General features: G+C 66.2%; 19 protein-coding genes. 1 reads left to right on the forward strand and 18 read right to left on the reverse strand.

The window, feature by feature from the left end; genetic code table 11:
• The 18 genes from icmH to HA052_RS06855 form a co-directional block, all read right to left on the reverse strand.
• Positions 1-831, reverse strand: an 831-nt coding sequence (icmH, locus tag HA052_RS06770; RefSeq protein ID WP_206118803.1) for a type IVB secretion system protein IcmH/DotU, incomplete at its 3' end; no start/stop codon positions are given.
• Between the two features lie 80 nt (positions 832-911).
• Positions 912-2,273 carry a type VI secretion system baseplate subunit TssK gene (gene tssK / locus HA052_RS06775; RefSeq protein WP_081549333.1) on the reverse strand — a complete coding sequence of 454 codons (1,362 nt, stop codon included), beginning with the start codon at positions 2,271-2,273 and terminating at the stop codon, positions 912-914.
• Entirely contained in the window at positions 2,270-2,872 is a 603-nt protein-coding gene (locus HA052_RS06780; protein ID WP_166451329.1) for a type VI secretion lipoprotein TssJ, read from the reverse strand. Before HA052_RS06780 ends, tssK begins: the two co-directional genes overlap by 4 nt.
• Positions 2,872-3,258, reverse strand: coding sequence for a DUF4150 domain-containing protein (locus HA052_RS06785; protein WP_043593253.1), 387 nt, complete (start codon positions 3,256-3,258; stop codon positions 2,872-2,874). The genes HA052_RS06780 and HA052_RS06785 overlap by 1 nt, the downstream gene beginning before the upstream one ends.
• A 12-nt stretch (positions 3,259-3,270) precedes the next feature.
• Positions 3,271-3,867, reverse strand: a complete 597-nt coding sequence (locus HA052_RS06790; protein WP_166451330.1) for a DUF3540 domain-containing protein — start codon at positions 3,865-3,867, stop codon at positions 3,271-3,273.
• Positions 3,867-4,946: a pentapeptide repeat-containing protein gene (locus HA052_RS06795; RefSeq protein ID WP_166451331.1), complete on the reverse strand. Its 1,080-nt coding sequence runs from the start codon at positions 4,944-4,946 to the stop codon at positions 3,867-3,869. Before HA052_RS06795 ends, HA052_RS06790 begins: the two co-directional genes overlap by 1 nt.
• Positions 4,943-7,159 carry a DUF2169 family type VI secretion system accessory protein gene (locus HA052_RS06800; protein ID WP_206118804.1) on the reverse strand — a complete coding sequence of 739 codons (2,217 nt, stop codon included), beginning with the start codon at positions 7,157-7,159 and terminating at the stop codon, positions 4,943-4,945. The genes HA052_RS06795 and HA052_RS06800 overlap by 4 nt, the downstream gene beginning before the upstream one ends.
• On the reverse strand, positions 7,159-9,570 hold the full coding sequence (locus HA052_RS27910; RefSeq protein ID WP_166451332.1) for a type VI secretion system Vgr family protein: 2,412 nt from the start codon (positions 9,568-9,570) through the stop codon (positions 7,159-7,161). The genes HA052_RS06800 and HA052_RS27910 overlap by 1 nt, the downstream gene beginning before the upstream one ends.
• Before the next feature lie 40 nt (positions 9,571-9,610).
• On the reverse strand, positions 9,611-12,022 hold the full coding sequence (locus HA052_RS06810; protein WP_166451333.1) for a type VI secretion system Vgr family protein: 2,412 nt from the start codon (positions 12,020-12,022) through the stop codon (positions 9,611-9,613).
• Positions 12,013-14,643 carry a type VI secretion system ATPase TssH gene (gene tssH, locus HA052_RS06815; RefSeq protein WP_166451334.1) on the reverse strand — a complete coding sequence of 877 codons (2,631 nt, stop codon included), beginning with the start codon at positions 14,641-14,643 and terminating at the stop codon, positions 12,013-12,015. The genes HA052_RS06810 and tssH overlap by 10 nt, the downstream gene beginning before the upstream one ends.
• Positions 14,640-15,617, reverse strand: coding sequence for a type VI secretion system baseplate subunit TssG (tssG, locus tag HA052_RS06820; RefSeq protein ID WP_166451335.1), 978 nt, complete (start codon positions 15,615-15,617; stop codon positions 14,640-14,642). The genes tssH and tssG overlap by 4 nt, the downstream gene beginning before the upstream one ends.
• Positions 15,614-17,476 carry a type VI secretion system baseplate subunit TssF gene (gene tssF / locus HA052_RS06825; RefSeq protein ID WP_166451336.1) on the reverse strand — a complete coding sequence of 621 codons (1,863 nt, stop codon included), beginning with the start codon at positions 17,474-17,476 and terminating at the stop codon, positions 15,614-15,616. Before tssF ends, tssG begins: the two co-directional genes overlap by 4 nt.
• Positions 17,473-17,919, reverse strand: a complete 447-nt coding sequence (locus HA052_RS06830) for a type VI secretion system baseplate subunit TssE (RefSeq protein WP_166451337.1) — start codon at positions 17,917-17,919, stop codon at positions 17,473-17,475. Before HA052_RS06830 ends, tssF begins: the two co-directional genes overlap by 4 nt.
• Before the next feature lie 77 nt (positions 17,920-17,996).
• Positions 17,997-18,524 (reverse strand): Hcp family type VI secretion system effector, encoded by a 528-nt coding sequence (locus tag HA052_RS06835; RefSeq protein ID WP_043590675.1) that lies wholly within the window; start codon positions 18,522-18,524, stop codon positions 17,997-17,999.
• Between the two features lie 247 nt (positions 18,525-18,771).
• Positions 18,772-20,283, reverse strand: a complete 1,512-nt coding sequence (gene tssC / locus HA052_RS06840; RefSeq protein ID WP_240937297.1) for a type VI secretion system contractile sheath large subunit — start codon at positions 20,281-20,283, stop codon at positions 18,772-18,774.
• Positions 20,280-20,807, reverse strand: coding sequence for a type VI secretion system contractile sheath small subunit (tssB, locus tag HA052_RS06845; RefSeq protein WP_081549744.1), 528 nt, complete (start codon positions 20,805-20,807; stop codon positions 20,280-20,282). Before tssB ends, tssC begins: the two co-directional genes overlap by 4 nt.
• A gap of 30 nt (positions 20,808-20,837) precedes the next feature.
• Positions 20,838-21,773: a type VI secretion system protein TssA gene (locus tag HA052_RS06850; RefSeq protein WP_166451338.1), complete on the reverse strand. Its 936-nt coding sequence runs from the start codon at positions 21,771-21,773 to the stop codon at positions 20,838-20,840.
• Positions 21,774-22,821: 1,048 nt separating this feature from the next.
• Positions 22,822-23,958: a DUF4158 domain-containing protein gene (locus tag HA052_RS06855; protein WP_166451339.1), complete on the reverse strand. Its 1,137-nt coding sequence runs from the start codon at positions 23,956-23,958 to the stop codon at positions 22,822-22,824.
• A 505-nt stretch (positions 23,959-24,463) separates the two neighbouring features.
• On the opposite strand from HA052_RS06855, the gene HA052_RS06860 reads away from it, so the two are divergent.
• Positions 24,464-24,880 (forward strand): hypothetical protein, encoded by a 417-nt coding sequence (locus HA052_RS06860; RefSeq protein WP_206118805.1) that lies wholly within the window; start codon positions 24,464-24,466, stop codon positions 24,878-24,880.
• The last annotated feature ends 40 nt before the right edge of the window (positions 24,881-24,920 follow it).

Here is a 24,920-nt window from a genome sequence, read left to right on the forward strand (position 1 = left end):
GATCAATTCCGCCCCCAGCGGCTCCGGCTCCCGCTGGCGCCAGATGGCGGCATGCAACTGCGAGCGCAAATCCTGCAACAACGCCTCGCCGCGTTCCAGTACCCGGTAGCGGCCCTGCCAGCCCAAGGCCAGCACCAGTTCGTAAAGCTCCAGCAAAGGGGTGGGCGATGGCTCGTGGCGCAGCCAGCGCTGCAGGTCGGCGAAGGCGTCCTCCCCGCCCCAGGCGTCGTCGTGGAACTCCACCAAAAGGCTGCGCTCGCCGTCGTAGGGCTGCTGGCCGGCGCCGCGCGCCGCGTCGTTGCAGACTTCGTCCAGATAGGTGCACAGCAGATAGGAGGCGTCCTGGGCCTGTTGCCACTCGCAGCCGGACGCGGCCAGGCGTTCGCGATAGAGCTTGAGTTCCAGACCCAGCTGGGCGCGGATCTGCGCCTGACTCTCCGCCGCGCCGCCTTGCAGCCGCTGTAATTGCAGCACCGCCGGCAAGGCGTGGGAAATGAAGGGGTTGTCCCATTGCGCTTGTTGCAAGCCTGCCTTGAGCAGGCCGCCGCGCGCGCTGGAGCGCTGGTAGATCACCGGCGCGTCGTCGGGTTCGGCCTGCGCCCTGCCCGCGCCCGCGCCCGCCGTCGGCGGCGCGGCGGGCGGGAGCGCCAGCGGCAAGGCGTTCAAGGCTTCCGGCTCGGCTTCGGTGTCCAGCGTAGACACTTGCTGGCCCGGCATCAGCAAGGGCAGGTTTTCCAGCCGGCTGCGCATCGCGCCCTCCAGCATGCCGCTGTTCAGGTGCGCGGCGGAGGCCCGGCGGAAGATGGAGGAAAAATTGTGCAGCAGATTCATTTGGGTTCACTCTTTCGGCTATTGGGTTTTGAACCTGTTTTACGATCCCGCGAATACGCGCGGCGGATCGAAAACAAGTTCTAAGCGACCTTGCCTTCGCGCAGTCCCCAGGCCTCAAACCGCAAGTCCTGGAAATCCCCGACGATGCGCAGCGCCAGCGCCGAGCCGGCGAAGGCCTGCGCCCAAAACGGGTCGCTGGATTCCACTTCGAAGTACACGCTCTGCGCGTAGTACGGCACCTGGCGCGGCGGGTTGGGCGCCGGAATCAGCCGCGCGCCCGGCAATTGCAGGTCCACCAGTTTCTGGATCTGCTCCACCGCGCCCAGCTTGGCCTGCTGCGGCAAGAGCTGGCGCAGCTTGTCCGCCGGCATCGCCGCGGAGAAGGCGAACACCATCTTCTGCAGCTTCCACTGGCGGTCCACCACGCAGACATGAACCTGGTCGCCGCGGTCTTCGAACTTCAACGGCAGCACCGGGGTTTCGATCACCCTGGCCAGCGCGTAGCGCAAGGTGGCCGCCAGCGGCTCGAACCCGGCTTGCAGGTCGTTGTGCTGATAGACGAACTCCCGTTCGGCCAAGGCTTCGTCCACGCCGGGCAGCACGCTGAGCCGGCCCAGCAGGCCGATCAGTTCCTGGAACAGCAAGGCCGGCGGCAGCGGGTCGAAGGCGTCCAGGTGGGCCAAGCGCATCCGGTATTCGGCGATGCCCTGGCGCAGCATCAGTTCCACCAGATCCGCCAAGCCGCCGCCGGCGGACAACACCCGCAAGCCGGCGCTGCCGGCCAGCCGCACTTGCAGCGTGCTCTGCAACTCCTCAATCAGCGCGCGCAGCGTCTGGTGGGCGCGGCTATCCAAGAGCGGCGGAATGAAACGCGGGTCCAGCAGCAGAGTCAGCGCGCTGCTGCGCCCGGCCACCCGGGCGAAGGGCAAGGCGGTTTCGTCGGCGCGCAATTGCGATTGCCAGCACAGCCGCGTCATCATGCGGCCGGTTTCCAGCGTCAGCCGGCGCGGCGAGCCCGGCGCGTCCAGGCCCACGCTGAGATCGGGCACCTCGGTGGCGGCCGCGTGGTAGCGCGCGGCCGCCGACGCGTCGCCGAAGGCCATTTCCGGGCCGCCGCAACCGGCGGCCGGCAGCGCCAGGCAGGCGATGTCGCCGGCCTGGGCATCCGAGGTGTCCAGCGGCGCCGGCAAGGGGTCGTGAGCCGGCAGCGCGAACGGGGTGCCGTCCGGCAATACGCCTTCCGCGGCGCGCAAGCCCAAGCGGCCGAGTCCCAAACCGTCGCTGTCCACGTCCAGCCGGGAAAAGCCCCAGCCATGGTTGGAGGTCTGGCGCAGGCGCAGGCCGAACTGATGGGCCAAGTGGCGCTCCTGCTGCTGAAAATGCTGGGTTTCTATCAACATGCCGTCGCTCCAGGCGACGGGTCCTACAGGCAAAGCGCTCATGGGCTTTCCTCCAAATGGGCGATGGGCGCCTTGCGCGTCTTGCGCCAAGGCTTGCGGCCGGGCTTGGCCGGCGGCGGCGACGCGGCCGGGGCCGCCGCGGGGACGTCCGCCAACGGCGCGGCGGCGGGCCGCAACGCGTCGACGATGCGGTTGCGTTCCAGCAGCACCGCCAGATGGATCAGCTGGCGGCCGTCCACCCGGATGCGCAGCGGCGCGTAGCCGGGCGGCTTGCTGGCGAAATCGGCGTCCGCCAACAGCCAGACCGGGTCCGATCCGGAGGCCGGCAGCAGCACTTGCTGCACCTGGTTGGGCGCCACCACGTGGCGGGATTCGGCCGCCACTTCGCGGCCGCGCTGGGCGCAGCTGGAATCCTCCAGCCCGGCTGGCGGCAGCCAATTGGCCTCACGCACCACGTACAGGCAGACCTGCACCGGTCGCGGCCCGCCGCCGCTGTTGTTGAGCTGACCGCCGCCCACCAGGGTGACGTGCAGCTGGCGCGGCCCGTCGTCTCCGCGCGAGGAGAACAGCGAGGAGCAGCCTGCCAGGCCAGCCAGCGCGCACAGCAGCAGCGCGCGCCGGACAAAGGAGAAGGAGGTCATTAGCTCAAAGTCATGGTGATGGTCTGGGAAGGCGCCACCGTCTGCCCGGCGGTGTTCTGGTTATTGGGCAGATTGGTGTCGGTCAGCCGCGTCTGCGGCGCGCCCTGGATCAGCACCTTGCCTGAGCCGGTCACGTGGCGGGACAGCGCCGCCACCGTGCCGGAGGCCACTCCGCCCATTGAGCCGCCCTCGTCGCCGTGGGTCATCGGAATGATGGTGTTGAGGTTGTGCACCGGCCCGCCGGCGTAAATGATGGTCGGCACATTGGGCACCGCCTCCGGCTTGTTGGCGATATTGGCGTAGGTGGACGGAATCCCCAGCGGCGGGGTCTTGCAGACATCGGAGGCCGCCAGGGCCATGCCGCCGGCGGAACAATTGGCGAACATCGCGTTTCTCCTTTAGGCGACGTGGATTTGACCGGCGTCCAGCTTCAACAGCGAAGCCGAGCTCAGCGCGGTGCTCTTGGCGTGCAGCCCCATGTGGCGGTCCGCGTGCAGCAGCAGGCTGCCGCAGTGCTCGGCGTCGGTGCCGCCGATATGGGTCTGCCTTTCCTGCGCCGCGGTGGCGATGGCCTGGGCGCGGCTGTTGAGCTGTCGGCCGCTCAGGCTCAGCTCACCGTCGGCGCACAGATGCAGTTCGGCGGCGTGCAGTTGCACGCTGGCCGCCCCCAGCTCCAAGCGGCAAACGCCGCCCGGCTGCGGGCGCTCCAGAATGGCCAACACCCAGCAAGCCTCATCCGCCGCCGCCAGCTGCACCAGATCGCCGCGCTGCGGCCGCACAAGGCAACTGAAGGCGGCTCGCGCCTGGCGCAGCGCGCCGGACGGCAGCCGGACCAGCCATTCGCCTTCCTTTTCGCCTTGCGCGCATACTCTCGCCGGCAGCCATTCCTGGCTGGGCCGCGGCGTCGGCGCGGCCACGCGCAGCGCGCGCAGCACCGGATCGGATTCGGCCGGCGTTTCGGCCCAGGCCAGGGCGCTTTCTTGCATCCATGTCATCATGCGGCTCCTCTAGGTCCGGGCTGCGCCTGTTGCCGCCAAGCCCGGTCTTGCTCAAGTTTGCTATCGTCGAACAGCGCGCCGGCGGTGTCCGCCGCGCTCCATGCGCCGCGCGGCTGGCCTAGCAGCCTGCCGCCCCGGCAATCGCAGCCGGACAGCTTCACCGACTGCAGCACGGCGCCGCTGGCGTCCAGCCCGCGCAGATTGGCGCCTGACAGGTTGACCTGTTCCAGCCGCGCCTGCCGCAGCGACAGCCGCGGCGCGTTCAATTGCTCAAAGGCGCAATCCTCCAAGCGCGCGCCGTCGAACATGGCCTGCTCCAGATCGGCCTCGCGCGCCTGCACCCTGCGCAGCCGGGCCTGGTCGAAACTGGCGCCGGCCAGGCGGCTGGAGCGGATGGCCCCGCCGTTCCAGACGCTGTGCGACCAGGCGGCCTGTTTCAGCTCGCAGTGGTCCAGCGCCATATGCTCCAGTTCGCAATCTATCCAGCGCGCGTTCACGCCGCGGCAGCCGCTCAGCGCCACGCGCCGCGCCTGGCTTTGGCCGTGAATGAAGTTGTGCAGCTCGGCCTCCTCCACGCTGAAGCCGTCCAGCTGATTGCGTATCCAGGCGCTGTCCGACCAGCGGCCGCCCTGCAGCCTCCATTCCCGCAGCCGGCAGTCCACGAAAGAGCCGTGCTCGCTGCGAACATCGCTGACGCGCCAGCCGGCGGCGTCCAGTTCCACGCAGGAAAAATCCCGTTGCCGCCCGCCGCGCCACTCGGCCCCGGACGCGATCACCCGCTGCCAGCCCACCCGCTCCAGTTCGCACTCCTCCCAGACGCAGTCGATGAACTGGCTGTCGGCGCAGCCCATCTCGCGCCAGACGCAACGCTCGAAGCGATTGGTTTCGAAGCGGCAATTGACGAAGCGCGCTTCCTCGAAGCGGCACTGCCGCCAGTGCACGCGCTCGAAACTGCAATCGATGTAGACCACGCGGCTCAGCGTCTCCGCCGGCGGCGCGTTGAAGCGCTGTCCTTCCACCACGGCGGGCAACTCTCCGGCCAGCTCCCGCAGCGAGGCCTCCCGCGCCGCGCTCATTGCGCCCTCCTCGGCCAATCCTGGCGTCCGGTTTCCAGATTGCCGCGCCAGCCTCCGCCGGACGGGGGCCGCATCCAGGCGGTTTTGACGTCGATCAGATTGCAGCCCTCCATCCGGCTGTCGCCCAAGCTTGCGCCGTAGAACAGCGCGTCTTTCAACGCGCAAGCTTCGAAGCGGGCTCGCTCCAGTTCGGCGTGGGTGGCGTTAAGGCCGTCCAGCGCGCAGCCCCGCCAGAGAGAATCCGGCGCCCGCAAGCGTTGCGCGTGCAATTGCGGGCAGGCGCAGTGTTCCATCCGCAGCTGCGCCGCGTCCAGATCCTGCCAACTGCAAGACAGCAGTTCGCAGTCTTCCAGCCTCGCCTGGCGCAGAGAGCTGCCGTGCGACACCACGCCGAAACGCTGCTGGCAGCGCTGCCAGACGCTGGCGGACAGGTCAGTGTCCAACGCGCTGAACTTCAACAGCCGGCATTGCCGCCAGCCACTGCGCGGCAGCTGGCATTCCACTAGCCCCAGTCCGTCGGCCTGCACCCCGGTGAAGCGCCAGTCCTCTGCGCGAACCCGGCACCAATTGACTTGATCCCAACGCAACTGACCAACCCGGCCGCCGGCGCCGCCCTCGCCCTGCACGGTGACCGCTCGCCAGGCGCCGCCGTTGACGGCAATATCGTCCAGCCGGCAATCCTCTATGCCCAGCTGAGCCAGTTCAACGCCGTTCCAGACGCTGGCGCCCAGATTGCAGCGGTTCAGGCCGCCGCCGGTCCAGCGCACCGCATCCAGCACGGCGCCGGCCAGCGAGCAATCGACGAACTGCACTTGTTCCAGCCGGCATTGCCGCCAGCGGCCGTGGTCCAGCTTGCAGCGTTCGAAGCGCACCTGATTCAGCTCGCGGCCGTCGAAAACCAGGCCGCTCAGATCGGCGTCGCGTATGGTCAGCTCGCTCCAGGGACCGCGTTCGCTTTGCAGCCGCGCGCGCCAGTCTTCGTCGTCGGCCGCCGCTTGCGGCAGGCCGGCCAAGGCGTTTTCATTGGCGCGGACAAAGGACTGCAGCCGGGTTTGCGCCGCCTGCGCCTCGCGCAAGTCCTCGTGGCTTTGTTCCAGCCGCGCGCGGATATCGGCGCGGTCGCGCGGCGACGGCGCGAAACGCGGGTGATCGGCGGAGTCGAGTATCTGTTCCCAGACCCAGCCGCGGGCCGGATCCGGCATCAGCGCGTGATCGGCCAACAGCAAGGGGTCTTGATCATCCAAACGGGAGCGGCGTTCGGCGAAGGCGGCCAGTTCCGCCAGCCGTTCAGGCTCGGCGGCGTCCTTGAAGCCCAACGCCAGCCGGCCGACGCAGTCGTCCAATACGTAATCCAGCGGCAGAAAGCCGTTCCACCACATCACGCCCAGGTCCGCGTCCGGCAGCAGCCACACTGTCTGCAGCGCCAGTTCCGGTCGTTCGTCCAATGGGCCGTCCCCTCGCCCCGCCAGCAGCAGCGGTCGCAAAGCCGGCAGCCGTCCCTGGACTTCTCCGCCGCGAAAGCCGCTGAGCGCATACGGCGCTTGAGCCGGCCAGCAGGCCTGATCCGACCACTGGTCCGGCGCCGCCTGTTGGAAAAAGCGCAGATCGGTGGCCGCCGGCCATCCCATATGGCTGCCGTCGTCCGCCATCGCTTGCGGCGAGCCGGCGAAGCGAGGCTGCCATTGGCGGCGTTCCGGCCAGTCGCTGCCCAGCGGCCCCATCGCCGCCAGCGGCGCCGGGCTCACGCTCAAGCCGCGAATCCGTTGCAAGGGCGGCGTCGCGTGGCGTTGCCCAAAAGGGTTTTCCCCTTGAAGACCTGCCGCGGCCTGGCGCGGGTCCAGCGCCAGGCTGGCCTCGACGCGGCCGCCGTCCAGACGCGGCTGCGCCCGGCAGCTCGCGATCTTGCGCACGCCGCCCAGCTCGGCCTCGGCCAGCCAGTCCAGCGCGCCGGCGCCGGCCGCCGGGCCGCGATAATGCGCGCTGCCCAGCAGCAACCATTCGGCGCGCAGCTTGGGCATTGCCGGTTCGAACAGCGGCAAGGCCGGGTTGGCCGCCTTGATCGCCTCCCAGCATGCGGCCTCGTGCGCCAGGATGAAGGGATCGCTCAGGCGGAAACCGATGCCGACGCCGATGCGCAACATGGCTTGGGAGCCGATCTGGGTGCGCGACGAGGAAACAAGCGCCGCCTGGGGTTTGATATGACGCAAGGGCATCAGCTTTTGACCTCCATGCCGACTTTTTTCAGATCCACGCCGGTGTCCGAGTAGGACGCGCCGGTGTAGGAGTATTCGAATCCGGTGACAGAGCTGCTGAAGCCCTTGCTGCTGACATCCGAGCCCACCGAACTGATGCTGGAGCCGGTGGATGACATGCTGCTACCCACCGCCTTGGTTTCGGAACCGGTCAGCGAGGTGTCGCTGCCTGTCAAGGACACCGATACGCCGGTAGTGGACGCCGAGCAGCCGGTGACGCTGACATCGGCCCCGGTGGTGGACATCTTGCTGCCGGTCACGCTGGTGGCGCTGCCGGTGGTCGACATATCGGTGCCAGTCACGCTGATCGAAGTGCCGGTGTCCGACATCGAGGTGCCGGTCACACTCTTGGAGCTGCCGGTGACCGAGCAACTATTGCCGGTGACGCTGCTGTCCGTGCCGGTGTAGGACGAGGACACTCCGGTCATGCTTTGTGACATGCCGGTGGCCGACACGCTGGTGCCGGTCATCGAGCAAGAAATGCCGGTCATGCCCTGTGAGGTGCCGGTCACCGAAGTGCTGGTGCCGGTCAGGCTGGTGGACACCCCGGTAAAGCTGGTGGACACCCCGGTGAAACTGGTATCCACGCCAGTGAAGCTGGTGGACACGCCGGTAAAGCCGGTGGACACCCCGGTGAAGCCGGTGGACACGCCGGTAAAGCTGGTGGACACCCCGGTGAAACTGGTGGACAGACCGGTAAAGCTGGTATCCACCCCTGTGAAGCTGGCCGACAGGCCGGTGAAGGACACCGACACCCCGGTGTAACTGATCGACGCACCGGTGACCGAGGTCGACGTGCCTTTCACATCGATGTTCTGGTCCTGGCCCACCGCCTCCGAGCTGTTGCGCTCGGTGGTCTGCTGCATGTCGCGCTCGGCGTGTACCATCACTCGCTCAGCGCCGCGCTGATCATCGAAGGTGATCTGACTGGCGTTGCTGTAGCGGCCCTGCTTCAAGGAACGCGTAACCAGGCCGGTATAGCGGATGTCTTTCGGCAAGTCGTAAGGCGTCGGGTTGTCGCCGTTGTAGACGATGCCGGTGATCATGGGCCGGTCCAGATCGCCGTCCACATAGGTGACCAGCACTTCCTGGCCCACCCGCGGCATTGCCAGCACGCCCCAGCCCTTGCCGGCCCAGGCTTGCGACACCCGAATCCAGCACGAGGCGTCTTCTTCCTGGGTCTTGTAGCGATCCCAGTGGAAGTGGACGCGGATGCGGCCTAGCTTGTCGGTATGGACCTCCGCGTTTACTGGCCCCACCACGGTCGCGCTCTGGATGCCGGGCAGGATGGGCTTGGGCGTCAGCCTCAGTGGCCGGAACGGACGGTCGTCCGCCATCGCGCGGAACACGCACATCACATTGCGGCCCTGGCCGCTGCTGTCCGGCCCGTCTTGCAGAAAGGTCAGCTCGCTGGCCGCCACGTAGTAGCGGCGGTTGCGCGCCGCGTCCGGGTGGCCGTCCAGCGTGAAGGCCCCGCCGGTAGCCAGGCCGCGGGCGTTGGCGGTGCCGGTGAGCTGGTGGGAGTCCGCCTGCAGCGCCTCCAGCCGCAGCCGCGCCAGCCGGTCGCCGCCGGCCTGATCGCTGTAGCCGGCGCCGTAGTCGTAATGCTCCAGCCGGATGCCGTCCAGGCTGGTCTGAGCCTCCTGAGCATCGCTGTCCAAGCGGTTGGACGGCGCGTGGTAGTCGAAGTCGCGCAGCGCGACATTGGTCGGCCGCACCCGCCGCCCGCGTTGCAGCCGCTGCACGCCTTCCCGGCCCGGCACCGGACGGAATTCGTCGCCGTCCGGCAGGAAGCGCAGCCGGCCGTAGCCGGCGGCCAGGTCGTCGAAGCGCTGGGTGTCGGACAGCACCACCACATGACGCTCCGGCTGGTGCTCGACCCAGAAGTAAATGCCCTCGTCCTCCAGCAGTCGCTTGACGAAGTTGAGGTCGGACTCCAGGAACTGCACGCAGTATTCGCGCGGCTCGTAGGCGTGTTCCAGTTCGAAGCGGAAGTCCGGCCGCTGATGCTCGCCGAACACCTGCTCGACGATCTGCGGCACCGTCAGTTGCTGGAACACGCGGCAGTTCTGGTTCTCGGCCAGGAAGGACAACCAGCTGCCCAGTTCCAGCGTGTAGGTGTAGCTGTCCTGGGTCTGGCCGCTGTCGTAGCCGCCCAGCACCTGGCAGTGGAAAGGCCGGACGCCCTCGTCGCCCAGGTCGATGTCCACCGTCAGTTGCGAACCGAGCAGGCTGTCCAGATCCAGCGCCGGATCGGCGCAGGCGATGTCGAGCTGGTAGCTGGGTTCCTGCGACAGACGCTCGTCCGCCTTGAAGCTCAGCGCGACGCTGTCCGCGTCCAATAAAGGGCTGTGCAGTTCGATCAAGCGCATGTCTGCCCCCCTTTCCCGTGAACAAACCTTGGGCGCGTCATTAGCTCTTCACCTGCATGCCCAGCTTTTTCAGATCCACTCCGGTGTCCGAGTAGGACGCGCCGGTATAGGAGTAGCTGACCCCTGTGGTAGAGCAACTGGAGCCGGTGCTGGACACGCTGGAGCCGGTGCTGCTGACCGAGGAACCGGTGGTGGACATGCTGGAACCGGTGACGCCGGTGGACGAGCCGGTGACCGAGATCGACGAACCGGTGACGCTGGCGGAGGCGCCGGTGGTGGACACCGAGCAACCGGTGACGCTGGCGGACGAGCCGGTGGTGGACATAGAGCAGCCGGTGACGCTGGTGGACGAGCCGGTGGTGGACATCGAGGTGCCGGTGATGCTGGTGGACGAGCCCGTGTCCGACATCGAGGTGCCGGTCACGCTCTTGGAGGTGCCGGTGATCGAGCAGCTATTGCCGGTGACGCTGCTGGAGGTGCCGGTATAGGACGAGGACACCCCGGTCATGCTTTGCGACATACCGGTGGCCGACACGCTGGTGCCCGTCATCGAGGTGGACACGCCGGTCATGCTCTGCGAGGTGCCGGTCACCGAGGTGCTGGTGCCGGTCAGGCTGGTGGACACCCCGGTAAAGCTGGTGGACACCCCGGTGAACCCTGTCGAGATTCCGGTGAAACTGGTGGATACGCCGGTAAAGCTGGTCGACACCCCGGTAAAACCGGTGGAGACGCCGGTGAAGCTGGTGGACACCCCGGTGAAACTGGTGGACAGGCCGGTGAAGCTGGTCGATACCCCGGTGAAGCTGACCGACAGGCCGGTGAAGGACACCGACACCCCGGTGTAGCTGATCGAGGCGCCGGTGACCGAGGTAGACGTACCCTTGACCGAGATGTTCTTGTCCTGGCCCACCGCTTCCGAGCTGTTGCGCTCGGTGGTCTGCTGCATGTCGCGCTCGGCGTGCACCATCACTCGCTCAGCGCCGCGCTGATCATCGAAGGTGATCTGACTGGCGTTGCTGTAGCGGCCCTGCTTCAAGGAACGCGTAACCAGGCCGGTATAGCGGATGTCTTTCGGCAAGTCGTAAGGCGTCGGGTTGTCGCCGTTGTAGACGATGCCGGTGATCATGGGCCGGTCCAGATCGCCGTCCACATAGGTGACCAGCACTTCCTGGCCCACCCGCGGCATTGCCAGCACGCCCCAACCCTTGCCGGCCCAGGCTTGCGACACCCGAATCCAGCATGAGGCGTCCTCCTCCTGGGTCTTGTAGCGATCCCAGTGGAAGTGGACGCGGATGCGGCCCAGCTTGTCGGTATGCACCTCCGCGTTTACCGGCCCCACCACCGTCGCGCTCTGGATGCCGGGCAGAATGGGCTTGGGCGTCAGCCGCAGCGGCCGGAACGGACGGTCGTCCGCCATCGCGCGGAACACGCACATCACATTGCGGCCCTGGCCGCTGCTGTCCGGCCCGTCTTGCAGAAAGGTCAGCTCGCTGGCCGCCACGTAGTAGCGGCGGTTGCGCGCCGCGTCCGGGTGGCCGTCCAGCGTGAAGGCCCCGCCGGTAGCCAGGCCGCGGGCGTTGGCGGTGCCGGTGAGCTGGTGGGAGTCCGCCTGCAGCGCCTCCAGCCGCAGCCGCGCCAGCCGGTCGCCGCCGGCCTGATCGCTGTAGCCGGCGCCGTAGTCGTAATGCTCCAGCCGGATGCCGTCCAGGCTGGTCTGAGCCTCCTGAGCATCGCTGTCCAAGCGGTTGGACGGCGCGTGGTAGTCGAAGTCGCGCAGCGCGACATTGGTCGGCCGCACCCGCCGCCCGCGTTGCAGCCGCTGCACGCCTTCCCGGCCCGGCACCGGACGGAATTCGTCGCCGTCCGGCAGGAAGCGCAGCCGGCCGTAGCCGGCGGCCAGGTCGTCGAAGCGCTGGGTGTCGGACAGCACCACCACATGACGCTCCGGCTGGTGCTCGACCCAGAAGTAAATGCCCTCGTCCTCCAGCAGTCGCTTGACGAAGTTGAGGTCGGACTCCAGGAACTGCACGCAGTATTCGCGCGGCTCGTAGGCGTGTTCCAGTTCGAAGCGGAAGTCCGGCCGCTGATGCTCGCCGAACACCTGCTCGACGATCTGCGGCACCGTCAGTTGCTGGAACACGCGGCAGTTCTGGTTCTCGGCCAGGAAGGACAACCAGCTGCCCAGTTCCAGCGTGTAGGTGTAGCTGTCCTGGGTCTGGCCGCTGTCGTAGCCGCCCAGCACCTGGCAGTGGAAAGGCCGGACGCCCTCGTCGCCCAGGTCGATGTCCACCGTCAGTTGCGAACCGAGCAGGCTGTCCAGATCCAGCGCCGGATCGGCGCAGGCGATGTCGAGCTGGTAGCTGGGTTCCTGCGACAGACGCTCGTCCGCCTTGAAGCTCAGCGCGACGCTGTCCGCGTCCAGCAAGGGGCTGTGCAGTTCGATCAAACGCATGCGGTTTCTCCCGGTATGGCGGATTCGGCCGGCTCGGTCGGCGGCAACGGCACGCCCTCCCCGTCGTCGAAAATCAATTCCAGTTTGTCGGCGGCGCTCAAGCGCACGCTGCGCAAAGCGCGGTCGGCGGCGCGCGCTTCCAGCACGCCGCGGGCGATGGCCGGCATCACTCGCTGGCGCAGCAAGTCGCCTACCGCGCGGCCGCTGGCCGGGTGCCTGGCCACCGCGCGGGCGATCCAGTCCGCGGCCTCGGCGTCGGCGCGCCAGTCCAGGCCGTTGGCGCTCAGGCGCAGGCCGATGTCGTCCAGAGCCTGGCGCGCGATGCCGGCCAGGGCCGGTTCGCCCAGCGGCCGGAAGGCCACCACCCTCATCCGAGCCAACAAGGCAGGCGCGAAGCGGCGCTGCAAGCGTTCGCGCGCCAGCGCGTCCAGCCGGGACTGAGAGACTTCGGGCTCGGCGGCGCAGGCGGCCTCGATCTCGGCGTCGCCCAGATTGCTGGTCAGCAGAATCAGGCAGTTGCGGAAGTTGATGTGCCGCCCCTCTCCGTCCTCCATCCAGCCCTGATCGAACACTTGGTAGAACATTTCGTGCACGTCCGGGTGAGCGCGGTCGAACTCGTCCAGCAAGAGCACGCTGTAGGGCTTCTTGCGCACCGCCTCGGTCAAGCGGCCTCCGCGGCCGTAGCCGACATAGCCCGGCGGCGCGCCTTTCAGCGTGGACACGGTGTGGGCTTCCTGAAATTCGTTCATATTGAAGCGCAAGAGATTGCGCTCGCCGCCGAACAGCGCCTGCGCCAGTTCGGCCGCGGTCTGGCTCTTGCCGGTGCCGGTGGGGCCGGCCAGCAGCATCACCGCCAGCGGCCGGCGTGGATCGCCCAGGCCGGAGTGCGCCACTTGCAGCGCCTCCACGATGGCGTCCAAGCCGCTTTCCTGGCCTTGAATGCGCAGGTTCAGCCCCTCGCGCAGAGCCATCAGCCGCCGCGCCTCGTCCTGGGCCATCTGGGTGACCTGCACCTGGGTCCATTCCGACAGCACTTCAGCGATGGCGTGGGCGTCCACCCAGGGCCGCACCAGCCGATCGGCTCCGCTCAGGGTCTCGGCCCGCTCTGGATCGCCGGGGCCCGCTTCCAAATCGCCCAGCCAAGCGCCCACCTCGGCGCGCTGCTCGTTCAGGGCCGCGTCCAGTTCGTCGGCGCGCGCGGCGGTGTCGGCGCGCTCCCGCTCCAGTTCCGCCGCGTCTTCCGGCGCGGCCAGCCCCAGCTCCGCGTCGCTGGCGCGCCAGTTCAGCGCCTGTTCCAGCGTCATGGCGCGATGGCGCAGCCGGTCCAGCGCCGCCGGCTGGCAGCTCTGGCTCATCGCCACCCGCGCGCAAGCGGTGTCCAGCAAGCTGATGGCCTTGTCCGGCAGTTGCCGCGACGGCAGATAGCGGCGCGACAGCGTTACCGCCGAGCGCAAGGCGGCGTCGGCGATGCGTACGCCGTGATGGCCGGCGAAGCGCGGCGCGATCATGCGCAGCATGTCCACTGCGGTGTCGTCGTCCGGCTCGTCCACCGCCACGGTCTGGAAGCGGCGCACCAGGGCGGCGTCCGGCTCGATGAACTGCTTGTACTCCGCCCAAGTGGTGGCGGCCACCATGCGCAGCTGGCCGCGCGCCAGCATCGGTTTGATCAGGTTGGCCGCGTCGCCGGTGCCGGCGTTGCCGCCTGCGCCGATCAGGGTGTGGGTTTCGTCGCAGAACAAGATCACGGGCGCCGGCGCGGCGATCACCGCGTCTATCACCGAGCGCAGCCGCTGCTCGAACTCGCCCCGCGCGCCGGCGCCGGCTTGCAGCCTGGCCACGTCCAAGGCCCAGATCTGCGCGCCGCGCAGGCCCGGCGGCACTTCGCCGCGATGGATGCGCTGAGCCAGCGCCTCGGCCACCGCGGTCTTGCCGACGCCGGCCTCGCCCACCAGGATGGGGTTGTTCTGCCGACGCCGCGACAGCACGTCGATCACCGCGCGCAATTCGGCGTCGCGGCCTATCACCGGATCCAGCTCGCCGGCCGCCGCCTGCTCGCTCAGGCTCACCGCCCATTGCCGCAGCACCGCGCCGGGATCGGCGGCCTCGCCGGCGGCGGCCTGGCCAACGCTCCCGGCAGGCGCGTCGGCCGCTTCCGGCCAAGAACCGGCCAGCGCCTCGTATCGCTCGACGATGTCGTCCAGCGACAACTTCGCCAGCGCCTGGCCCACTCTATGCTGCAGCCAGCGCCGCGTCGGCTCTTCGTCCAGCCAGGCCAACAAGAGATGGCCGCTGCGCACCTTGGCGGCCGGCGCGGCCACCTGGCTCCAACTGATGGCCGGCGCCACGCTGCGTTCCAGCGCCGGCGAGATGTCGCGCAAGGATTCGCCGCCGGCCTCGGCGGCCTCCAGCGCCTTGCCCACGCGTTGCAGCGCGGCGGCCGGATCGCAATCCAGCGCCTCCAGCAAGAGCGCGACGTCGCCGCCGCCTCGGCGCAGCAGGCAAAGCAGCCAATGATCTAAATCCACCAACGCGTGCCGGCGCGAGCGCCCCAGCGCGGTGGCTTCCACCAAGGTGTCGTATGCGGTTGGGCCTAAGCGGCCGAAGATGCGTTCTCGGTTCACAGCGGATCCTGGAATGATTCATACACGGTGAGAGTCCGGAGCGAGACGCCAGGGCGGGACCATGCGTCCACCCCCAGGCGCATGCGCCCCACCTTGCCTGCCAGTTCCGGCCGGGTGCGGACCTGGACCTTGATGACCGGAGCGGCCCGGCCATCGGCGAAATCAGCGGCGACGGCGAACATCGCCAGCACCGCGGGCGAGCCGCGCCGCCAGCGGGCAAACTCGGAGGCGTCGATCGGCCCTATGGTGATGTCCAGCGCGTGCTGGGCGTCCCAGATACGGCTGCCGACGCGCCAGCTTCCCAGCCGGCGCGGCCCGCCGACGCCGCGCAGCGGTATCCAGCGCCCCTGGCGCGGGGACAGCCGCACCGGCGCGCCGAAATAGCCGGCCAGGATTTTTCGCAAGTCCGCCAGCGAGCGGCGCGGCGCGTGATAAGCGCCGGGATGGCTGCGACGGCAGGCGGCCGCGTGCGGGTCCAGCTGCGGCTCCGCCTCCGGCGCGGCGCCGGCCAGCGCGGCGACGCGTTCGGCGAAGGGATGACGACCCCGCTCGTAGCCCAACGCCGGGTGCATCGCCGCGCGGGCGGCGTAATGCAACCAGGCCAGATCGCCGCAGGCCAGATTGACGAAGCGTTCGAAAGCGGCGTTGCGCTCCAGCCGGCGCTCGTGCAGCGCGTGTTCGGTGATGTGCAGCGGCAAAGGGCCGTAGGGCGCGAACAGGCCGAAATGGCGGCATACCACGCTGACGCGCGGCGCGGCGTCGTCCTCCGCCTCCTCCACCCTCACCCCGCTGATTTCGCTGCTGGCGAAGTGCATGTCGGCGGCCTGTTCCAGGCCCAGCCAGTCCGGCCGGCGGCGCAGCCGGCTTGCCGCGGCCGCGTCCGGCAAGCGCCATTGCCAGGTTTCGACGCGGCGCATCAGTTCGAAGAAGGTGCGCTGCGAGTTCAGCTCCCGGATCATCTGCTGCCGTTTCATTGCAGTTCTCCGTCGGCGCGCAGGGTATTGCCGTGCCGGCTGACCAGCTCGCCGTCCAGCCGCAAGCTGACCTCGATGCCGTCGTTGAGAGTGACCGCCTGTGCCAGCGCCTGCGCCAGCAGCCGGCCGAACAACCAGCCGCCGCGGTCCGCGTGCATGACGGCGGCGATGTCGATGTCCACCAAGGCGGCGCGCACCAGGGCTTGCGGCGAGCCCCGGCCGGCGGGCAAAAAGCCGGCTTGCAGATGCGCCGCCTTCAGGCTGTCTATGCGCTGCCGGTCCAGCGCCAATTCCGGCTGCGCCGCCAGCCGCAGCTGTTCCGCCAGCCGCGCGGCGATGTCTTGGCGGCCGGCACCGCGCAGACTCAGCGGGTTCAAGCCGATATGGGCCACCGCTTGCCAGCAGCGCTCCAGGTCCGGGATAGGCCGCGGCGCGCTGGCAGGCCACAGGCATTCCAGCCGCGCCACCGCGCCGCCCTCGGCCCGCAGCTCCGCCGCAGGCAAATCCTCGGGCCGCCAACCGCGGTCCGCCACCAGCGCGCGTCCGGTCAGGGTGGCGATGTCGTCCAGGCCGATGTCGCCGGCGCTGGCGGAAATGGTGATCAGATCGTGACTGCCCAGCGTGTCGGGGCGCGCCTGGCGCGGCCCCTCGCTTTGAAGCGCCGGTTCGCGGCGCAGCGAGTAACGCGCCGCCGCGGGGCCGCTCTGGTAGCCGCCGGCGTCCAGAGCCGGCCGCGCTTCGCGAGAGCGGCCGTTGCTGTCGCAAACATTGATTTCCAACAAGCGCCATAGGTGGTGCTCGGCCGGCCGCATCCGGTCCACCGGAATCCATTGCTCGGTCTGGTTCGGGTCGTAAGGCACCGGGTCCAGCCGCTTGGGGTAGAGATTGATCGCCGGGGTGGCGAACAGACGGAACTGGCCGGCGTCGACTTCGCCTATCAGATCCAGCGGCGCCTGGCGCAAGGCCAGGATCAGTTCGAAGCCGCGCGCCGACGGCGCCCGCGCCGCCAAGGCCGCCAGCGCGTCCAATTCCACGCTGAGCAGCCGCGCCGGCTGGGCGAAGTATTCGCGCAACAGCCGCAAGCCCGGCAAACCGCCCGCGTCGGCGGGCAGCAGGGCCTCGCCCTCGTCGGCGGCGGACAGGCGCAGACCGCTGAGCGGCAACTCCAGCAAGACTTCGCCGCCACGCCCGTCGTCCGCAGTGGCGTACCAGGCGCCGACGTCGGCCAACATGGCGCGGTGCAGCGCGTAAGCGCGCGGCAGATCGCCGGCCAAGCTCAGTTGCAAGGGCTTGGCGCCTCCTTCGACGGCGGCCAGATCGCCCAGCGCCACCGTGCCTTCCAGCTTGAAACTCAGGCGCAAGGCGGCCTGGGACGAGGCCAGCCGCCGCGCCAGTTCAGCGGACAGCCGGGCAAGGCCGCGGCCGCACTCCGCCCGTTCCAGCCTAAGCGGCAACAGAGTCACTTCGCGCCCGGTGGAGAAAGTGACGGGCCGGGCCGAACCCGGCAGCGTCGCCTGGATCAGCGTGCCGCGCGGCATGCTGCGGCCGCGGAAGGCTTCAGGCGAAGCGAAGTCCGGATGGAAGGCGAAGCTGCTGATCGCCGGCGTGGCGCTCAGATAGAGCGGGCAGACCTGGGCCAGCGCCTGACGCGCGAATTCCGCGCACTCCAAGTCCAGCCGGGTCTGCACCCGGGCCGACAGAAAGGCCACGCCTTCCAGCAGGCGCTCGACAAAGGGGTCCGCGACCGAATTCGGGCGCAAGCCGAGCGCCGGAGCGATCTGCGGATGCTCGCGAGCGAAACGCGCGCCGGCTTCGCGCAGATGGCGCAATTCATTATTGTAGTGATCGAGGAAATTCATCCGGCAACCCCCGCCTCCGCCGTGCTCGGCAGGCCGAAATAGCCGTCCAGATAGTTAAGCGTCAGGTAGAGCCTCAGCGTTTCTCCGCCTTCGCGGGCTACCGCGGCCACGTCGAAATACAGCAGTTGCCGCGCAAGCGGCCCGCTGCCGACGCGCGCGCTCACTTCCACGCGCTCCGGGTCCAATCTCGGCTCGAAGCGGCGGATCGCATCGCGAATGTGGGCGCAGACGCGCGCCGGGTCGATCAGGCTAGACTTCCTCTCCGCCAGCGGCGGCCGCCCGTAGTTCCACACTGAGGTCTCCAGCTGACTGCCCGGCGCCAGCGGCAGGCGCGCGCCGCGCAGCGCGGCGTTCATCAAGTGCGCCAGATCGCGCGCGATGCTGACGGCGAGCGTCTCGCGCCCGGCGCGGGCGGACAGTTGGTCGAATAGTCGTGGCGTCATGGCTGCCCGGCGCCGCCTGAGCGGCACCGTCCCGATAGTGATAGAGAAGATGGCCGGAAAGACCCGGCTCATCGTGCTTAAACCGCGGCGTTCAGCTTCAGGTCGTAACCGGCCTTGATCACCGCGCCCATGGTTCCGTCGTTACGCTGTTCGCGGTATTCGAACTCAATCTTGGCGAAGTTGATCTTGATCTCGTCGGTGGGCAGCACGCTTTCCACGTCGCCACTGCCGTGGCCCATGATGGCGTAGGGCATATTGCCCAGGGTGCGGAACGAGGACACCAGGCCGCTGGCGAAGGTGATGATCATGAAGTCCTGCTGGCCGTTGCCGGATTTGCGGCAGATCAGCTTGGCGCGCGGGATGTGTTCGCCGGTGGCGCACATCAGGAACAGCTTGGGCGAGGCCTTGTTCGAGACCATGCGGAACTCGAAGTCCTTCATTTCCACCTTGCCGGCGCCGCCGCCGCTGCCGAAGCCCCATTTGCCCGAGTTCTCCTCGGCCCATTGCCAGCTCTGGATCTGGATCAAGCCCGTGTACTGCTTGTCAGTTGATTCCCCTTCGACTCCTTCGATCTGTAGAAAGTAGTCAACCAATGCATTTGCCATGTTGCGATACTCCGAAAAAAAGTGATGGACATGCCAGACCTGAAACGGAATGCAAGCGCCGGGGCGACTCAGGTCGTTCCCGCCCCGCGCCAAACCGGCCGCTGTCAAACCCCGCTCACAGCCTCGCAAGCCGGGGAAAGACAAGCCGAAAACGCTTGAGAAAACGCAATGCGCGAGTAGTGCTTGAGCCTTTGGAAACGGTTTCCAAGGCCGTTTCGCCAACGCGCGGCGAACGTGGAGCGGGTTCTCAGCGGGCGACCTCCTGCTTGGCCGACGGCAGCTTGGAAACCAGCCGCAGCGACACGGTCAAGCCCTCCAGCTGGAAATGCGGGCGCAGGAAAAACTGGGCGCGGTAATAGCCGGGGTTGTCCGGCAGCTCGTCCACCAACACCTCGGCCGCGGACAGCGGGCGCTTGGATTTGGTGATCTCGCTGGAAATGCTCGGGTCGCCGTCCACGTAGTTCATCAGCCAGTCGTTGAGCCAGCGCTGGGTGTCTTCCCGCGATTTGAAGGAGCCGATCTTGTCGCGGACGATGCATTTGAGGTAATGGGCGAAGCGGCAGGTGGCGAAGATATAGGGCAGCCGCGACGACAGATTGGCGTTGGCGGTGGCGTCGTCGTCCTCGTACACCGCCGGCCGGTGCACGGTCTTGGCGCCGATGAAGGCCGCCATGTCCGAATTCTTGCGATAAACCAGCGGCATCAGGCCGGATTCGGACAACTCGTGCTCGCGGCGGTCGGAGATGGCGATCTCGGTGGGGCAATGCAACTCCACTTCCTTGTCCTGGGACGGCAGTACGAACTTGGGCAGCACTTCCACCGCGCCGCCGGACTCCACGCCGCGGATCTTGGTGCACCAGCCGTAGGTGCTGAAGGCTCGGGTGATGTTGGCCGCCATTGCGTAAGCGGAGTTGGCCCAGCAAAAATCGCTGGCGCGGTTGGGGTCCACCTTCTCCTCGAAGCCGAACTCCTCTATCGGCTGGGTTTTGGGCCCGTAAGGCACCCGCGCCAGGAAGCGCGGCAGCGTCAACGCCAAGTAGCGCGAATCATTGCTTTCACGCAGCCGGCGCCAGAAGGCGTATTCGGTGGCGGTGAATATCTTGGACACGTCGCGCGGGTTGCCCAACTCGCTCCAGTCGTCCATCTGCAACAGGCTGGGCGCCGCGGCGGAGATAAAGGGCGAGTGCGCGGCGGCGGCGATCTTGGACATCTCGGTCAGCAAGGCCACGTCCTGGGCGCTGTGATCAAAGTGATAATCGCCGATCAAGCAGCCGAAGGGCTCGCCGCCGAACTGGCCGTACTCCTGCTCGTAGATCATCTTGAAGATCGGGCTTTGGTCCCACACCACGCCCTTGTAGCGGCGCAGGGTCTTGCCCAGCTCTTTCTTCGACACGTTCAGGTAGCGGATTTTCAGGTTCTCGGTGGTGTCGGTGTTGGACACCAGGTAGTGCAGGCCGCGCCAGGCGCCTTCCAGCTTCTGGAAATGCTCGTTGTGCAAGACCAGGGTCAGTTGTTCCGAGATTTTCCGGTCCAGCTCGGCCACCAGTTGCTCCACCGTCTGCGCCACGTCCTCGCGCACCACCACCCGGCTGCGGCGCGCATAGGCCAGCAAGGTCTGCACCGCGCTTTGCACCGCCTCGGCGGCTTCATTGGTGCGGGGTCGGAAGGAACGGCGCAGGATGTCCTTCAGTCCGTCGTCTACCGTCGTTTCAGTCTGGCCGGCCGCGACCGGCGCCAGCATCTCGGCATGAGTGCTCATCTTGCCTCCCCGTCGGCTTGGGCCGCCTCGCCCGGCGCGGCGGCGTCGTCCGCGGGCAAATGCAGGTCTTTCAGCAGCTGCTCGATCAACTCCTCGGCCGCCACCTTGCCGTCCATATAGGTCAACAATTCCTTCAACTGGCTACGCGCGTCCAACAGCACCGCCAGTTCGGGGATCTTTTTCACCACCGCGGCCGGCTCGAAAGACTCCATGGAGTCGAAGCTCAAGTCGATCGGGATCAAGGTTCCGTCGTCGGTGATCACGTTCTTCACGTGGTAGCTGAGTTCCGGCGCGATCTGCGCCATCCTCAGGTCGAAGTTCTCCACGTCGATTTCGGTGAAACGACGGTCTTCCACCGCGCCCAGCGGCTCGGTGTTGTCGCCGGACAAATCCGCCAACACCCCAGCCACAAAGGGCAGCTCTACCTTTTTCTGCGAACCGTAAACTTCCACGTCGTATTCGATCTGCACGCGGGGCGCACGGCTTTCCCCGATGAACTTCTGCGCATCCTTCTGTCGCGCCATGGCATATGTCCTTTCCCTAATGTTGCTTGACTACCCTTGTAAAGACCGGGGGCGATCCAATTTCGCCACCAGCGCATCCGATTCGGCGAACAACTCCGCCATCAACTCTTCAAAACCCGCGCCCAACATCCGCTTGGCGCGCAGCAGAAAGATCGGCGCCGGGTGTCCCGGCTCGTGCTCGCGGAAATACGCGACGATCAAGTCCAGCGCCGCCGCCACCTCCTCTCGGCTCTTCAAGGCGCCGGCCGGCAGCGCGCGCGCCGCCTGGGTGGCCTCGCGCAAAACGGGCGCCTCTACGGGGACCGCGGCAAGCGTCGGCGTCAGCGCCGCTTCCAGCTCATCCAGCAAGGCGATCAGACCGGCGCAGTCAAACTGCTCGGCAAAGCCTTCGCTCTCGCTCAAATCCGTCAAGCCGGCCAGGCCGGCGCGCAGCCGGGACAAGTCCCCCAACGCCCGCTCCCGCGCCGCCGGCCCCGCAGCGGCCGGGTTCTTGGTCAAGTGGCCCACGCTGACCTCGCTGTCCGCGCTTAGCCGGCTATGCGTCAGTTGATGCAGGAAGGCCGGCCCGCACAGCCAGGCCAGATGCAAGGCATGGGTTTCGCCCGCCGGCGCGTCCGGCTGGCCGGCCGGGCGGATCTTTTCCAACGGCTGCGCCGCGATCGCGCCCAACGCCGTCAACCCCTCCGCCGCACCGGCCAGCCCCCTCTGAGCCACCGCGGCGCGCAGCAGCCAAACCCCTACCCGCACATCCGCCGCCTTGCTCAACAAGGCGCGGCACGCGCTCTCCACGCTGGTCCAGTGGAAGGGTTCCGCGCCCTTGCGCAGGGGAACGTGGCCCACCGCGTCGTATTCGCAGATCGCGGCGTCGACGCGGGCAAAATCGGCGTCGAAATCCAGCTCGTCCAAGACCGGACTTTCCGGCAAGGCGATATCGGCGGTGGCGTAGCTCATGGTTTCAGCGTTCATGGCGAAAGTTCGATCCCGGCTGCTGCCCTGCACAGGACAGTCTCAATGTTTTGAATAAGGCGCCGATAAATGCCCGGCCCCTTTCACAAAAACTCGAGAACAAAGTTATAAGCAAACGCTTGGGTCTGTCCAAATAAATGGCCGATGGCGGGTTTACCGGTAAACAAAGGGGAAATGGGGGAAAATCGCACGACAATACAAATGCATAATCCGTTTTTCATGACGGACATGCATGCAAGCGATCACCGAATTGCGTAACGGAGTCGTTGAAGGAAAGGCTTGACAGAGAGGGAGCGGCGGACAAAAAGACAAGACATGAACGCTGCGAAAAGCTTAATCGGCGTCGATTTTCAATCAGGCTTTAAAAAACAGGCGCCTCGTTCACAAGCTTCGGATTTTATTTGCATTTTCTATGGATGCCGACGGAGACGCGCAAGTGCTGGGCAGCCGCGCTCGCGTGCTTGCGCGCATTGTCTCGCCCTTTGCTTTCATCCGCGTCGCCGGCCTTCTCAAAGAATAAGAGTTAGCGTTGGGCAATGTGTAAAATACATACTTATTAGGACAATTTTGAGAAAAGTTTTTTATACTGTGATTTACTTAATGTAAATTGGCATAAACAGCTCGCTCTCTGACAACTTGCCTCGCATTTCAGTTTTATTAAGCCAATACTTAAAAAATCGATGCGCACCGAGCGGCGACCCGCTCAAAAGCGCAAGGTGCAAATTCACATTTTGGTCAAAGATTGTTGCATTTGATACACAAAATCCATTCATTGGGAATGACGCCATTTTTGCACGTTAGCATATTTAGATGATTGAGCACGTCTTAACGCCTTATTCGCATAAATTAAAAACAAGATTAGGGTTATCCCTAATCTCAAGCAATAAAATAAACGATTGTTTAACTTGGTAAGTGTTGAGTAATTTTTGTTATTCTTCTTGCCGGCGATGAAAATAATAAACCCCGTCAATGACGGGGTTTATTATCGTCTGCGATCGCCTGATTTAGATTTGCGTCCAGGTCAAATTCGGCGCTCGATCAAGTCTACTCAAGCAAACTCGTTGGCCTCCAAGGACTTGCCCACCAGACGCTCTCGCAGATCGAGGATTTCCTTGACCAAAGCGGCGCGTAATTCCAAAACCAAAGCCAGCAAAGTGGCCATGCGCCGGCGAGGCTCCAGCTTGGCCAGATCTTTGGGCTTCATTTGCCGCCCTTCCGCCGCCAGCTTGCCCATTCGCTGTTGCGACACCAGATTCTGCAAGCCCGCAGGCAACGACAAAGCATCGATCGCCTTCAATTTTTCCAAATTCTGCAGCATCCGCAGCAAAGCGGCGCGCGCCTGCAACACAATGGCCACCAGCGTGGCCATGCGCCGCTGCGGCTCAAGTTCGGCCAGGTCATGGCAACTCATGCCGTCGCCCGAGCGGGCCAACTCCAGCATCCGCCCCGGCCCCACCAACTGAGTCAAATGCGTCGGCAGAGCCAAGGCTTCCACCACCCTCAAGCGCTCCAGCTGCGGCGCCGCGCCGCGCGCCCGATCCGAGTTCAAACGCAGCCAAGCCAAGGTCGTTAGTTTTCCACCCTCCCTCAACTCCAGCAAAGCATCCAGCCGTTCGCGCTGGCAGGCGTTCAAAGCATCGTTGAGCCGAGCGTAGACTTGGCGCGAGCCCAAAGTCAGCGCCGCCGCGCAACTACGGTCTATCACGCCTATGCTTGGCAGAACGATGCGGCGCTGGCGCAACCAGGACACCATCGCTTGCGCCAAGGTCAACGCTTGATCGGTTTGATTGGCCTGCCTGGTCAGATGGCGCAATGCCGCCTGGCCGTCCTCCGCTCGGTACGGCCTCAACCCCAGATAAGAGTAAAGCTTGACCAAGTGTTCGCGCCGGGTCTGATCCCGGGTGGCGTAGCGCTCCCAATCCGACTCCTTCGCGCCCAAGGCGGCCGCTACCCGCCGCAACAACCGCGGAGCAGGCTGGCAGCCCTCATCCAAAGCGATGCCCGGGTGGCGCAAATAGCACAGCAGCACGGCCACCCCCAGCCGATTGGCGCTGCCGCGGTGCTGCTGGATCAAAGCGAAATCCTGTTCGCTGAAAGCGGTTAACTGATCTAGCTCATATTCGTCTTCGGGAGGCTCCAGCAAGCTGGCGCGTTCCAATGGCGAGAGCAACGGACGTCTTGGCATGATTCTCTTCCCCTGGCCTTGGCCAATGTGCGAAGCGTCGGCGTTTCTGCGGGCCGGCTGCTTCGCGTCGGCTCCACCGCTCTGAATGGCGGGGCTGGAGCCGGTGAGGCCCTCTGCCGGCGCGATGCCCGCCGGCGAAAGGGCTAACTAAAACATTGTGAAGACTGGCTTGCTTCTATAGTAAGCAATACTTTGTGATTGAGTACCTTTGAGGTAGTTCCCGGAAATATGCCGATTTCTTAATTTCCACGATGAATTAGTCACACAACAAAGAACCACACCCCCAAAAAATGCCATTGTATTCATTTTGAATGTGCCGAGAGAGCAAAAACGGCAGCCGCCCCAACGTGAGAGCGTACGGCGGATGCACTTCGCGTAAAAAATTCGGGAACTTCTGTCATTCCAAACGAATCCCATGCTTCCATAAAGTGCTTAATATTGTCAGTTTCGCCCGCGGCGACGGCTCTGCCTCCAACGCCGCCCGCGCTTTGCAAGGGAGACGCCGATGTTCGAGTCCTGGATCCGTTTTTCCGTACTCCTGTCTATAGGAGTGACCGTGCTGTCGCTGGCCATCACCGGTTTTCTGCTGTTTCGCTCTTTCGACTGGACCTCGCAGCTACGCGGCCTGCCCGGTCCCTGGCAGCGCGAAAGCGTGAAAGACGGTATCCGGCTCAACGCCGACGTGCTGTCAATCCGGCAAACCGGCTTGCTGGTGAACCAAGTGCCGATGATGCGTCTGGAGTTGAAGGTATGGCAGGACGGCTTCGGCCGGGAACTGACGATTGAACAACTGATAGACCTGGGCAATATGCCGCGTGCCGGCGAGAAGGTGGAAGTCATGGTGGACCGCCACGATCCGTCGCGCGCTTCCTATCTGCGCTTGGCGCCGGCGGGAGACGCGGCCGCAACGCGCTTCCCCTGAGAACCTGTTTACGATCTGCAGCGCGTCGGCGATACAGCGT

Source organism: Chromobacterium fluminis (assembly GCF_011602385.1).
In the GTDB taxonomy this organism is placed as follows: Bacteria; Pseudomonadota; Gammaproteobacteria; order Burkholderiales; family Chromobacteriaceae; genus Chromobacterium; species Chromobacterium fluminis.